The 13,092-nt window shown below is 65.7% G+C and carries 11 protein-coding genes; 8 read left to right on the top strand and 3 right to left on the bottom strand.

Annotated elements, in window-relative coordinates; genetic code table 11:
- Positions 1-65 precede the first annotated feature (65 nt).
- The gene (locus NS355_RS08215) at positions 66-1,310 is read right to left on the bottom strand and encodes a sensor histidine kinase (RefSeq protein WP_058745261.1); all 1,245 of its coding nucleotides are present in this window, start codon (positions 1,308-1,310) and stop codon (positions 66-68) included.
- A 144-nt stretch (positions 1,311-1,454) separates the two neighbouring features.
- Between NS355_RS08215 and NS355_RS08210 the strand changes: the two genes are divergently transcribed.
- From NS355_RS08210 to NS355_RS08195, 4 genes are read left to right on the top strand one after another with little or no spacing between them, the layout of a single operon-like run.
- Positions 1,455-1,922, top strand: coding sequence for a hypothetical protein (locus NS355_RS08210; RefSeq protein ID WP_058745290.1), 468 nt, complete (start codon positions 1,455-1,457; stop codon positions 1,920-1,922).
- 4 nt (positions 1,923-1,926) lie between these two features.
- The gene (locus NS355_RS08205; RefSeq protein ID WP_058745260.1) at positions 1,927-2,205 is read left to right on the top strand and encodes an HPr-rel-A system PqqD family peptide chaperone; all 279 of its coding nucleotides are present in this window, start codon (positions 1,927-1,929) and stop codon (positions 2,203-2,205) included.
- A complete protein-coding gene (locus NS355_RS08200; protein ID WP_058745259.1) occupies positions 2,202-3,047 on the top strand; it encodes an HprK-related kinase A in 846 nt (281 codons plus the stop codon). The genes NS355_RS08205 and NS355_RS08200 overlap by 4 nt, the downstream gene beginning before the upstream one ends.
- Positions 3,044-4,060 (top strand): nucleotidyltransferase domain-containing protein, encoded by a 1,017-nt coding sequence (locus NS355_RS08195; RefSeq protein ID WP_244489601.1) that lies wholly within the window; start codon positions 3,044-3,046, stop codon positions 4,058-4,060. Before NS355_RS08200 ends, NS355_RS08195 begins: the two co-directional genes overlap by 4 nt.
- Here the strand turns inward: NS355_RS08195 and NS355_RS08190 are convergent.
- Positions 4,020-4,712, bottom strand: a complete 693-nt coding sequence (locus tag NS355_RS08190; RefSeq protein ID WP_058745288.1) for an HAD-IA family hydrolase — start codon at positions 4,710-4,712, stop codon at positions 4,020-4,022. The genes NS355_RS08195 and NS355_RS08190 overlap by 41 nt on opposite strands.
- 62 nt (positions 4,713-4,774) lie before the next feature.
- Between NS355_RS08190 and glmU the strand changes: the two genes are divergently transcribed.
- The 4 genes from glmU to NS355_RS08170 all read left to right on the top strand — a co-directional run bounded on the left by glmU (position 4,775) and on the right by NS355_RS08170 (position 11,713).
- Positions 4,775-6,127 (top strand): bifunctional UDP-N-acetylglucosamine diphosphorylase/glucosamine-1-phosphate N-acetyltransferase GlmU, encoded by a 1,353-nt coding sequence (glmU, locus tag NS355_RS08185; protein ID WP_058745258.1) that lies wholly within the window; start codon positions 4,775-4,777, stop codon positions 6,125-6,127.
- Between the two features lie 19 nt (positions 6,128-6,146).
- Positions 6,147-7,970 (top strand): glutamine--fructose-6-phosphate transaminase (isomerizing), encoded by a 1,824-nt coding sequence (glmS, locus tag NS355_RS08180; RefSeq protein ID WP_058745257.1) that lies wholly within the window; start codon positions 6,147-6,149, stop codon positions 7,968-7,970.
- 78 nt (positions 7,971-8,048) lie between these two features.
- Positions 8,049-9,926, top strand: a complete 1,878-nt coding sequence (locus NS355_RS08175) for a putative bifunctional diguanylate cyclase/phosphodiesterase (protein ID WP_058745287.1) — start codon at positions 8,049-8,051, stop codon at positions 9,924-9,926.
- Between the two features lie 68 nt (positions 9,927-9,994).
- Positions 9,995-11,713 carry an ATP-binding protein gene (locus NS355_RS08170; RefSeq protein WP_430727001.1) on the top strand — a complete coding sequence of 573 codons (1,719 nt, stop codon included), beginning with the start codon at positions 9,995-9,997 and terminating at the stop codon, positions 11,711-11,713.
- Between the two features lie 7 nt (positions 11,714-11,720).
- Here the strand turns inward: NS355_RS08170 and dinB are convergent, their stop codons facing one another.
- Positions 11,721-12,824, bottom strand: coding sequence for a DNA polymerase IV (gene dinB / locus NS355_RS08165; RefSeq protein ID WP_058745255.1), 1,104 nt, complete (start codon positions 12,822-12,824; stop codon positions 11,721-11,723).
- Positions 12,825-13,092: the final 268 nt, after the last annotated feature.

The following is a 13,092-nucleotide window of genomic DNA, read 5'->3' as shown; positions in this document are numbered from 1 at the left end:
CTTGGAAACACCGGAACGGGTGCGAACCGGCGCTGCCACGCTCGCCATACTCCCGTGTGACATTTTTATTGTGGTTTTGTGACAGCGCCCTCGAAAGCGTTCTTTTCCGGTGCCTTCAGCACGGGCAGGCGCACGGTTACGGTCGTGCCCACGCCGACCTCGCTGGCGATTTCCAGCTTGCCGCGATGCCGCTCGACGATGTGCTTCACGATGGCGAGGCCCAAGCCCGTACCGCCGATGCTGCGGCTACGCCCCGAGTCGACGCGGTAGAAACGTTCGGTCAGGCGCGGTAGATGGCTGGCGGCGATGCCTTCGCCCCGGTCGGCTACGCTCAGGCGCAGCATGGCGCCGTCGCGATCCAGTCTGACGCGCACCGGCGTCTCCGCCTTTCCATATTTCATCGCATTGCCGATCAGATTGTGCAGCATTTGCGACAATTGCGCCCGGTCCCCGGCGATCGGCGGCAGGTCTTCACCAAGTTCGCAAGCGATGTCGTCGGCGCGTGGCGCGCCGGAGTCGAGGAATTCCTCCCAGACATGGTCGACCAGTTCGGCCATGTCGACGGGCTGGGCGGGCTGGCGATATTTGTCCGCCTCGATCCGGCTGAGCGAGATCAGGTCCTCGACCAGCCGCTGCATCCGCCGTGCCTCGTCGAACATCACCTTCAGGAAGCGTGCGCGGATTTCAGCGTCCTCGCCCGCTTCATCGCCCAGGGTTTCGATGAACCCCAGGATGGAGGCGAGGGGGGTGCGCAGTTCGTGGCTGGCATTGGCCACGAAATCGACGCGCATCCGCTCGGCGGCGTCATGCGCCGTCTGCTCGATCAGGTGGACGATACGCTGGCCGCTGGTGGTATCGGCGACGCGCATTTCCCAACGCTGTTCCAGCGAGCCGAGACCGACAAGCGAGATCGGATGACCTGGGTCGGTCACGCCTTCCTTGGCCAGCAGGCGTTCGGCGGCGGCGGGGTGGCGAATCGCGATGCGGGCATCCTCGCCGACGATATGCTTGCCGAGCAACCCACGTGCCGAGCGATTGGCCAGGATCACACGTCCGCCCTCAATCAGCAGCACCGGCTCGACGATCGCGTCCAGCGCCTCTTCGAGCAGCGGGGAAAGGCCGGTATGCCCCTCCTCGGCAGCGGGGTCGTCCTCGGCTTCGATCGGTACGCCCTCACTGGCGACCAGGGCGGCCGCGATTCCGCCGACCAGCGCGATGATGGCGGGAGCGGGGCCTGCCGTCAGGAATACGACGGCGGCGGCCACCACGACAACGACGATGGCCCATAAGGTGCGAATGCCGAATCCCATGACGTGTCGATGTAGCGGCGCACGCGCGCCCTGTCTCCACCGCTGAACGGCGGACCGGCACGGACCCGGCTTCCAGTTTTGGGAAGCGACTGCACTTGCGCAGGTTCTTGTCGCGGACCGACGAATATGGGAGATCGCTTCGTCATGGACGACACGCCCTCCGATCCCGCTCCCGCATCGGCCTTTGCGCCCGACGCGCAGGGCGATGCGCCTGCCTCCAGCGTGACCAGCCGCCGGACGCTGATGCTGGGTGCGGTCGGGGCGAGCACGGTCATCGCCGTCCGCCCGGCGCTGGCCCAGACGACGGCATCGGTGCTGAACTGTCAGATTCCGGTGCCCGGTCCGGGCGATGCGGGGAAGTACATCGACAGGAATGGCAATGTCGTCAATCCCGGTCCGCTGGGCGCGGCGGGGGCGCTGTTCGGCGGGCCTTATCCCCCGCCGCCACGCCCCTTTACCGGCGAGGAAGTGCGCAATGCCCTCTACAGGGGCATGTCGCTACCCGGCACCACCTATTATTCCAACGACGCCTATCTCAAATATATCAAGAAGCTGAGCGGCGGCCAGAGCGGCTATACCTGTTTCCTGTCCGTCCAGAACCCCAGGACCTGATCCGGTGGCCGGTCCGCGCTACCGCGCGGCGGCGGCGTCGCTCTTGATCGTCGAGCCGCTGGATATGTTCACGGCCGTTTTCCATCGCCCCTCCGGCGTGACCCATTTGCTGAACGAACCGGCGCCGCAGATACTGGAGGCGCTGGCGGATGAAGCATTGGATATGGGCGCGTTGCTCGCGCGACTGGCGCAGACTTACGACCTGGCTGACGCAGACGGTTCGGCGGTGCTGCAGGCTCGTCTGGCCGAACTGGAGGCGGCCGGGTTGGTCGAGCGGGTGTGAGGCATCGGATCACCTTGCGGGTCGGGCCGGTCGGTTTCCGGATCGGATCGGACTGGCATGCGCTGATCGCGGCGCTGGATGCGCTGTATCGCGACTATCCGCGCCCCGCATTCGCCGATTACAGCGTTCGGTTGGAGGCTATATCGCCCTGGCGGCGCTGGGTGCGGCCGTCCGTTCGGGTGGCGGGGGATTATTGGCTGGCCGACGCGTCGCCCTTGCCGCTCGCGCAGGGGTTGCTGGCGGCCGAGATGGGCATGAACCTGCAGGTTGCGCTCGGCCATCGCCGTCATCTGCTGCTCCATGCTGCGGTGGTCGCGCGTGGCGATCGGGCGATCCTGATGAGCGGCGTATCGGGGGCGGGCAAGTCGACGCTGGCGCTGATGCTGTCGCAACGGGGCTGGCGCTTCCTGGGTGACGAGTTCGCCATGATCGATCCGGACACGGGCCTGGCGCATCCCTTTCCTCGTCCGGTCAGCCTGAAGAATGAGAGCCTATCGCTCATTCCCGAAGGCTATCGCGTCGGCCCGCTGCTGACGGGCACGCCCAAGGGTGACGTGCGCCACGTCGCGCCCCCTGCCGCCGCGATCGCGGCGATGGATCAGCCTGCGAAGCCTGCGCTGCTTATCTTCCCGCGCTTCGGTTTTCCCGCTGCCCTGACTGGCCTTGCGCCGACCGAAACCTTTATGCGCCTGACCCAGGCGTCGACCAATTATGTCGCGATGGGGGAGTCGGGGTTCCAGGCGCTGACCCGTCTGCGTGCGCAGGTTCCGGCGGTCGCGCTGGACTATCCCGACGGCGAAGCCGGTGTCGCCGCCGTCGAAGCCCTTTGGGAGGCGCTGTGAGCGCGGTCCAGACGCTGGTCGCGCTGCTGCGGGACCCCGAGCGGGCTGATGCGGTCGATCCAGCGCATTGGACCGAGGTGCTGGCGGTTGCGAGGGCCGAGACGCTGGCGGGAACGCTGGCCCATCGGCTGGCGGGACTTGCCCTGCCCGACTTGGTCGCGGGCGCGCTGGCGGAGGCGCGGATCGATGCCGACGAAGCGCGACGGACGGCGCTTTGGGAGGCGAACCGGGTCGCACTGGCACTCCGGCCCCTGGGGCATCCGGTCATCCTGCTGAAAGGCACCGCCCTCGTCGCCGCGGGGCTGGCGGCGGGGCAAGGCCGGGGCATCGGCGACTGCGATATCCTGCTTCCACGCAAGCTGCTCGACCATGCCGAGAAGCTGCTGGTCGATGCCGGGTGGGAGTGGATGAAATCCGATCCCTATGACGATCTCTATTATCGCCAATGGATGCACGAACTTCCTCCGCTGGTCCATGGCGAGCGGGGGCGGATGGTCGATGTGCATCACACCATCCTGCCGCTGACGGCGAGGCCCACACCGGATGCGCAGGCGCTGATCGTCGATGCCGAGGTGCTGGAGGGCGGGTTGGCGGTGCTGTGCCATACGGACATGATCGTTCATGCGGCGGCGCATCTGTTCGCCGATGGCGAATTGGCCGGTGGGCTCCGCAATCTGTGGGATATCCATGCGCTGATCGAAGAGCGGGGCATGGAGGGGCTGAAGGCGCGGGCGGCGCGTCATGGCCTTTCGTCCGCCGTCGATCGTGCACTGCGTCTGACGCACGCGGTTTATGGCACGACCGTTCCTCCCCGGTGGCAAAGGTTGACCATGATCGATCGCCTTTACCGACGCCGCATGATGGCGCGCGACGAATGGGGACGGGAGCGGCACAAGACGTTGCGGGCGGTCTTTTACATCCGCTCCCACCTCATTCGAATGCCGCTGCCGATGCTCATCCGGCATTTGTGGATCAAATGGCGGAAAGGGAAAGCCGCGTCAGGGTTGGGATAAGCTCGGCATAGCTGTCGATGATCGCGTCGCCCCCCAGGGCTTCGACCGGCTGGCTGAGGAACCCGAAGGAGCAGGCGATGACCGGCAGCCCTGCCGCACGCGCCGCCTGAACATCGAAGATGGAGTCGCCGACGAACGCCGCCCTGCCGCCTCCGCATTGCTCGACCAGCGCCAGGATCGGCCTGGGGGAGGGCTTCGCGATGCCCAGCGTATCGCCGCCGATGATCGAGGCGAAGCGGCCGGTCAGGTCTAGGGCGTCAAGGATCGCCCGAGCAAATCGCTCCAGCTTGTTGGTCATGATGCCCAGCGTCACGCCGCGCGCCGCCAGTGCATCCAGCGCCTCGATCGCGCCGGGAAAAGGCACGGTATGTACCGCCAGATGGGCCTCATAATATTCGAGCAGCAGGCGGTGCAGCCGATCGAGCGTGTCGGCATCATGGCCGCCGGTCGCGTCCAGCCCATGCTGCAGCATCGCGCGGGCGCCGCCGCCGATCATCGGCTTGACGGCCTCGGCGCTCAGCGGCGCACGGCCGATCGAGCCCAGTGCGTGGTTGACGGCGGCGGTCAGATCGCCGCTGGTATCCAGCAGCGTGCCGTCCAGGTCGAAGCCGACGATGGCGAAGGGAAAACCACGCGATGAATTGACGTCCATGTTCGGTCCCGGTGCAGTCTCCGACTGGCCTTGACCGAAAATCCATGGCAGGCGCAACCGTCATGACGAGACCGATCGCCGCCATCATCCTCGCCGCGGGCAAGGGCACCCGCATGAAGTCCGACCTTCACAAGGTCCTCCACCCCATTGCCGGGCGGCCGATGCTGCTTCACCTGATCGATAGCGTGAAGGCGTTGTCGCCCGAACGCATGGTCGTGGTGACGGGGGCCGGGCGCGAGCAGGTTGAGGCTGCGGTTGCCCCGCTCGGCGTCGCCACCGCGCTGCAGGCCGAACAGCTTGGCACCGGTCATGCGGTCGCCAAGGCGCGCGACGCGCTGGCCGGTTTTGATGGCGATGTGCTGATCCTCTACGGCGACGTTCCGCTGGTCGAGACACGGACGATGCGCGCGATGATCGACCGGCTGGGCGAAGCGGATGCGCCGGCGGCGGTGGTGCTGGGGTTCCGTCCTGACGATCCTGCGGCGTATGGTCGGGTGATTGCCGATCAGAGCGGCCGGATCGCGCGCATGGTCGAGTTCAAGGATGCCGATCCTGAAGAGCGCGCCGTAACCCTCTGCAATTCCGGGTTGATGGCTGTCCGTTCGACGGACTTGTTCGGTCTGCTTGACCGGGTCGGCAACGACAATGCGGCGGGCGAATATTACCTGCCCGATATCGTCATGCTGGCCGCTGCCGATGGGCGTTACTCGGCCGTCATTGAAACGGGCGCGGGCGAGGTCGCGGGCGTCAACAGCCGTGCGGAATTGGCGGTGGTCGAGGGCGACTGGCAGATCCGTCGTCGTGCCCGTGCGATGGCTGACGGCGCGACGCTCATCGCCCCCGAGACGGTCTGGTTCTCGCACGATACCCGGCTGGGTCGCGATGTGGTGATCGAGCCGCATGTGGTGTTCGGTCCCGGGGTGCATGTCGCAGACGGCGTGACCATCCACGCCTTCAGCCATCTGGAGGGCGCGACCGTCGCCACCGGCGCGGATATCGGCCCCTATGCGCGCCTTCGTCCCGGGGCCGATGTGCGCGAGGGGGCTCGGGTCGGCAATTTCGTCGAGATGAAGAAGGCCGTGCTCGGCCCTGGCGCCAAGGCCAATCATCTGACCTATCTGGGCGATGCCGAAGTGGGCGCGGGGGCCAATATCGGCGCGGGCACCATCACCTGCAATTATGACGGCTTCCTGAAGTATAAAACCGTGATCGGCGATGGGGCCTTTGTCGGCTCGAACTCGTCATTGGTCGCGCCCGTCACGATCGGTGCGGGCGCGATCGTCGGGGCGGGATCGGTCCTGACGAGCGACGTGGAGCCCGATGCCCTTGCCCTCATCCGGGCCGAGCGGCAGACCAAGGCCGGTTGGGCCAAACGTTTCAGAGACATGATGACGGCCAAAAAGGCCGCGAAATAGGCTGGGGAGTAAGTAGCTTATGTGCGGTATCGTAGGAATTCTGGGCGGAGACGACGTGGCCGAGCGGCTGCTCGACGGGCTGCGTCGCCTGGAATATCGGGGCTATGACTCGGCGGGCATCGCGACGATCGACCAGGGCGAGATCGAGCGCCGCCGCGCGTCGGGCAAGCTGGTCAATCTGGCCAAGGAACTGGCGGCGCATCCGCTGCCCGGCTCCATCGGCATCGCGCATACCCGTTGGGCGACGCATGGTGGCCCGACGACCAACAACGCGCACCCCCATGCGACCGATCACGTCGCGGTCGTACACAACGGTATCATCGAGAATTTCAAGGCCTTGCGCGACGAACTGATCGGGCGCGGCCGGGTGTTCACCAGCGAAACCGACACCGAGGTCGTGGCGCATCTGGTCAGCGAAAAGGTGGAGCAGGGTCTCGACCCCGTTGCCGCCGTTCGGGAGGTGCTGCCGCGGCTGCACGGGGCCTTCGCGCTCGCCATCCTGTTCCGCGACCAGCCCGACATGCTGATCGGCGCGCGGCTCGGCTCGCCGCTGGTGGTCGGTTACGGCGATGACGAGACCTATCTGGGGTCGGATGCGCTGGCGCTGGCGCCCCTGACCCAGCGTATCGCCTATCTCGACGAGGGCGACTGGGTGGTCTGCACACGCGACGGCGCTCAGGTCTATGACCGTGACAACACCCCCGTCGACCGGCCCATTACCCTGTCGGGCGTCACCGGCGCGCTGATCGACAAGGGCAATCATCGCCACTTCATGCAGAAGGAAATCTACGAGCAGCCGATCGTCGTCGCTCAGACGCTGCGCTCGTATCTCCAGCGGCTGGAAGGCAAGGTCGCGCTGCCCATTCCGGACTTCGACCTGTCGGGCATCAAGCGCGTGACCATCGTCGCCTGCGGCACCAGCTTCTATGCGGGCATGGTCGCCAAATACTGGTTCGAGCAATTCGCCCGCGTGCCGGTCGACCTGGATGTCGCGTCCGAATTCCGCTACCGCGCGCCCGTCATGGAGCCGGGCGGGTTGATGATCGTCATCAGCCAGTCGGGTGAGACCGCCGATACGCTGGCGGCCCTTCGCCACGCCAAGAACGAGGGCCAGACGATCGCGGCGGTGGTCAACGTGCCCACCAGTTCGATGGCACGTGAGGCCGATCTGCTGCTGCCGACCCATGCCGGGCCGGAGATCGGTGTCGCCTCGACCAAGGCCTTCACCTGCCAGCTGAGCGTGCTGGCCGCCCTCGCCGCCAATCTGGCGAAGGCCAAGGGACGGCTGTCGGCCGACGAGGAAAAGCAGATCGTTCGTCACCTGGCCGAAGCGCCCGCCGCGATTAACGGCGCGCTGGCCTATGACGAAGCGATCGAGGGCATGGCGGGTGCCGTCGCTGGCGCACGCGACGTCCTCTACCTGGGACGTGGCACCGACTATCCGCTGGCGCTCGAAGGCGCACTGAAGCTGAAGGAAATCAGCTACATCCATGCCGAAGGTTATGCGGCGGGCGAGATGAAGCACGGCCCCATCGCGCTGATCGACGAGCATGTCCCCGTCATCGTCATCGCGCCCTCCGGCCCGCTGTTCGAAAAGACGGTGTCGAACATGCAGGAGGTTCAGGCGCGCGGCGGCAAGGTGATCCTGATCTCCGACTATGACGGGATCGAAGCGGCGGGCGATGGCTGCATCGCCACCATCACCATGCCGAAGGTCCACCCGCTGATCGCGCCGATCGTCTATGCGGTGCCGGTGCAGCTGCTCGCCTATCATGTCGCCGTCGCCAAGGGTACCGATGTCGACCAGCCCCGCAATCTGGCCAAGAGCGTTACGGTCGAATAACTGACCATTTACGTCACATTAAGCGTATCCGGTTACCGTCTGTCGTCGTGCTGAGTAATGAAGACGGGTGGTAGCCGGATGCGTATTCTGATCGTCGACGACGAACCGGCTGTTCACGAGAGCTATGAACTGTGCTTCTCGGGGCGGAACGTTACGCTGGACGCGATGGCGACCGAACTGTTCGGAGAGGTAGCCAGCGAGGATGAAGACGACCTCCTGCTCGATCGGCATCATTGCCACCAAGGCCTGGAGGCGGTTGCCGCGGTCGAGCGAGCCAAGGCGGACGGATCGCCTTTCGCGGTCGCGTTCATCGACATACGGATGCCGCCGGGGATCGACGGTCGCGAAACCGCACGGCGTATTAGGGCCCTCGACCCCGATATCCATATCGTCATCGTCACGGGCTATTCCGATTTCACCCCCGCCGAGATCGGCAAAGTGGCGGGTCCGGCCGACAAGATCTTCTACATCGCCAAACCGTTCGAGGTAATCGAAGTCCAGCAGATGGCGCATGCCCTGTGCCACCGCTGGGACAATGATCGCGAACTGGCCGCCGCCCGCGCCTTGCTGGCCACACAGGTTGCGACGCTGGAGGAAAAGACCGCCGAACTGGAGGCGAATGAAAGCCGGGCGATGCATATCGCCATGCACGATGCCCTGACCGATGCGCCCAACCGGGTCGCCTTCCTGCGTGGCCTGACCGAGCGGGGGCGTCGGGACGGTCGGTTCGTTACCGCCATGCTCGATCTCGATCGCTTCAAGCTGGTCAACGACACGCTCGGTCATCTCGCCGGAGATGAATTGATCCGCGAGGTTTGCACGGCCATCCAGGCCAACATGCCCGAGGGCGCGATGCTCGCCCGGCTGGGCGGCGACGAGTTCGGCATCTTCTTCGACGCCGAAGACATCGATCTAGCCGTCGTCGCGTGTGACCGGATCGTCTTGGCCTGTGCCTCGACCTTCAACGTGCTGGGCCATGCGGTCCGCTGCGGCGCATCGTGCGGATTGGTGATGTGTCAGCCGGGCGGGGAACGGGACCCCACCGATCTCGTCCGGCAGGCCGACATGGCGCTGAACGAAGCCAAGCGTTCGGGGCGCGGCACGGTCCGGGTGTTCGATGCCAGCATGGACGAAGGCATTCGCGTCCGCCGCGAGATCGAGGCGGGCCTGAGCCAGGCCATCGCCCGCGACGAACTGAGCCTGGCCTATCAGCCGATTGTCGCCAGAAGCAGCCTGGACATTGTCGGATTCGAGGCGCTGGTCCGCTGGAGTACGCCCGAACGCGGGGCGATCAGCCCGGCCGTCTTTATCCCGCTGGCTGAGGAAAGCACCCTGATCCATGATCTGGGCGACTGGATTCTCGACCATGCTCTGGCCGAGCTGCAGCATTGGCCGGGGCAATATGTTTCGGTGAATTTCAGCCCGATCCAGTTCCGCCGCTCGCATTTCGTCGGGCATGTGATGGAGAGCGTCCGGCGGGCGGGCGTGGAGCCCCAGCGGGTCCAGATCGAGATTACCGAAACGGCCATCTTCGACGATGCGGAACATGCCGCGCAGACCCTTTGCGAACTGCGGGCACTGGGCTTTCGTATCGCGCTCGACGATTTCGGCACAGGCTATTCCAGCCTCTACAATATCCGCAAATTTGCGCTGGACTGCCTGAAGATCGACCGCAGCTTCATAGACGGCATGGGGCGCGAGCGCGAGTCCGCGGCGATCGTCCATTCCATCATCCATCTCGGTCGGGCGCTGGGCCTGGGCGTGATTGCTGAAGGCGTCGAGACGGAGTCCCAGGCGCAGGCGCTACGTGTCGCGGGGGCCAGCCATCTCCAGGGTTATCTCTTCTCCAAACCCGTTGCGGCGACGGAAGCGCGCAAACTGGCCGAACGGAAATTCCTGACGCTTCCCGGCGAGGCTCAGACGGCGGCTGCCGTCATGGCAGGCGCGGTGCGCTGAGAAGGCGAACCGTCATGCGCCGGTGGAATGGACGCGGACGACGGCCACGGTCGCTTCGTGAGACCATGGTGTCGCTTCTGACCCTGACCGGGATCGGCGGAGCCCTGGCGCTGGCCGTCCTGCTGACGCTGGTCATCTCGCCGGGCTTTGCCGAACTGGAGGCGCGGGCGACGGAAGGCTATCGCAGTCGCGCCCAGACGGTGTTGTCGGACTTCGCGGCGATAAGCGAGATTGCCGCACGCGAACAGTCCGGTGCCATCGCCTCCCATGGCATCGTGTCGACTGGGCCGGCCCAAGGCATCGTGTACCGGCGTGTGGCCGGTGAGAGCGGCAGCATTCAGGGACCTTTGACCAAGGAGGCACGTCAGGTCGAAGCGGCGCTGGATCGCCTGGATTTCGAGCATCTCGTGAACGCGGGACGCTCGAAGCGCTTCTATCTGCCCGTCGGGAAAAACCTTCTGGCCATCGGCATAGCGGACAGTCCGCGCGGCAATATCCATGTCGCCGTGGCGCGGCGTTTGACAGGGCGCAATCTGTCTGGCCTGCTCGGGCGGTCGGTGGACCTTTCCATCGGGACTTTTTCCAGCAATGCGGCGACCACCCGCGGTGCGCAATTCATCGATATCGCCGTTCCGGTCGATGGACCTGACGGGCGGCCCGTCGCCTCGGCCCGGTTCCGGGTCTCACGCGAGGTCGTGCTGCTCGGCCGCCGCGTTCTGCTGTTGGCGGCGGCGGCGTCGATCCTTTTGCTGGTGCTGCTCCTGCTCATGCTGCGCCGTGCGCTTGGGCGGTTCGTCCTCGTTCCGCTCGACCGCGTCGAGCGGCATATGCAGCGGGTCCAGGCATCGGGCGCGCTGCTGCCGTTCGAGGATGATCAAAGCCAGTGCGAGGAATTCGGATCGCTCGGCCGTAACTTCAACGCGATGCTCAGCCAGTTGAAGGATTTGCGCGAACGCAACGCAATCCAGAGCTTCGCACTCGGCCGTTCGGAAAGCGCCGTCGCGGTCCTGCACAATGTCCGCAACGCCCTGGCGCCCCTGGCGACGATCCTCAGCCACGGGGTTGGGCAACACGACAGCACCCGGCGCGACCTGCTCGATCGGGCGCTTGCCGAACTGGCGCAAGGCGATGTCGGGCCGGAAAGACGCGCCAAGCTGGTCACCTTCCTGTCCGCCGCATTCGACGCGGAAGCGCTGGCCCGCACCGAGGTCCGGCGGCAATTGGAGGTGGGACGCGATGCCATGCGCCAGACGCTCGAGATCATCGGCGCGCAACAGGCCCGGGCGCACGAGCGGCCCGCCCGCGAAAGCTGCGACGTCAGCGAGATCGTGGCGCGCAACGCGACGATCGCACGTTATGCCCATGCCGTATCGATCAGCTTTGCCTTCCCGGCGCATCCGGCCAGCGTCATGGCGAACCGGGTGATCCTGAGCCAGGTGATCGGCAACCTTCTCTCCAACGCGGTCGAGGCGATCGTCGCGACGGGGCGCGATCATGGCGCGATCACCGTCGACATTCCAAAGCCGCATGACGGGCGGCAATCTGTCCGCATCATCGATGACGGCGAGGGGTTCGAGCCCGCCCAGGCGACGCGGTTGTTCCAGCCGGGCTATTCGACACGGACCGAAAAGTCCGGCGGGCTCGGCCTCCACTGGTGCGCAAATTCCATGGCGGGAATGGGCGGGACACTCGAACTGCGCAGCGCGGGTCGGGGCACCGGCGCGGTGGCGATCCTGACGCTCGATGCGGACGGGGTGGGGGAGCGTCGGGTCGAACGGGCGGCCTGATCGTCCGTCACAGCGGCAACTCCGCCTGGGTCGGACCGGACGGTACGCCATCATCGTCACCGCAAAGGCCGGACAGCGTCAGTCCGAGCAGACGGACCCCGAGCGTCACCGGCAATTGCTGGTCCAACAGATCGAGCCCGACCGCAAGGAACTCGGCGCGGTCACGGATCGGGCGATGGGCCGAGCGGGCCCGTGTGATGGTCCGAAAGTCACTGTGCCGTACCTTCAGGGTCACCGTCCGACCCGCGACGCCGCTTCGTTCGATCCGGGTCCAGGCGGCGTCGAGCACCCGCTCCAGCGCGGTTCGCAAGCCGTCGCGATCAGACAGGTCGGACTCGAAGGTACGCTCGGCCCCGACCGACTTGGCGATGCGATGTGCACGGACCGGTCGATGGTCGATGCCGCGCGCGGCGCCATAGAGATAGTCGGCGTAACTGCCGAAATGGCGTTGCAGGAAATCCAACGGTCGGTCGCGCAGATCCTGTCCGGTCAGGATACCCAGCGCCTCCATTTTACGGGCCGTGACCGGACCGACCCCATGGAATCGCTTCACCGGCAATCCCGCGACAAAGGTCGCACCGTGCGTCGGCGGGATGATGCATATGCCGTCGGGCTTGTTCTGGTCCGATGCGAGCTTGGCGATGAATTTGTTGTAGCTGACCCCTGCGGAGGCGGTCAGCCCCGTCTCGGCACGGATCGCCTCGCGAATGGCATTGGCGATGGCGGTGGCCGACCCCAGGGAAGCACGGTCTTCCGTGACGTCGAGATAGGCTTCGTCGAGCGACAGCGGTTCGATCAGTTCGGTATAGCGCGCGAAGATCGCGCGGATCTGTTGCGAGACCTCGCGATAGACGTCGAACCGTGGTGGCACGAACACCAGGTCCGGGCATTTTCGTAATGCCGTCACTGAGGGCATGGCCGAGCGAACGCCGAACGTTCGGGCCTCGTAACTCGCCGCCGCGACGACTCCCCTTGCGCGCGATCCGCCCACGGCAAGCGGGCGCCCACGCAACGCCGGATCGTCGCGCTGCTCTACCGAGGCATAGAAGGCATCCTGATCGACGTGGATTATCTTGCGGATGGGTGGAGGCTTATCGTCTTGGCTGCTCAATGACTTAGCCCTTTCGGGAGTCTGCCCACGTTCGCCCCCAATGGCCACGGTTTAGTTCGTGGAGATTACCCGGCGATTGCCCAGAACACCAGCGGATATTGGAACATGACAAGAACGGACGCCGAAGACGGGTGACATACGGCAGTGCCAGCGACAGACGGTAGATGGCCCTTCTGAAGCGCATGGCAAGGCATGATGGATCGCTCGGCGCCGACAGGCTGACGTGCTTGGCCTCCATGGGGCGCGACCAGGATCGAGGGCGGCAACA

The sequence above is a fragment of the Sphingomonas yabuuchiae genome, assembly GCF_001477495.1.
Taxonomy (GTDB): domain Bacteria; phylum Pseudomonadota; class Alphaproteobacteria; order Sphingomonadales; family Sphingomonadaceae; genus Sphingomonas; species Sphingomonas yabuuchiae_A.
The sequence above is the reverse complement of the archived record's forward strand: the minus strand, read 5'-3'. Positions and strand labels throughout refer to the sequence as shown.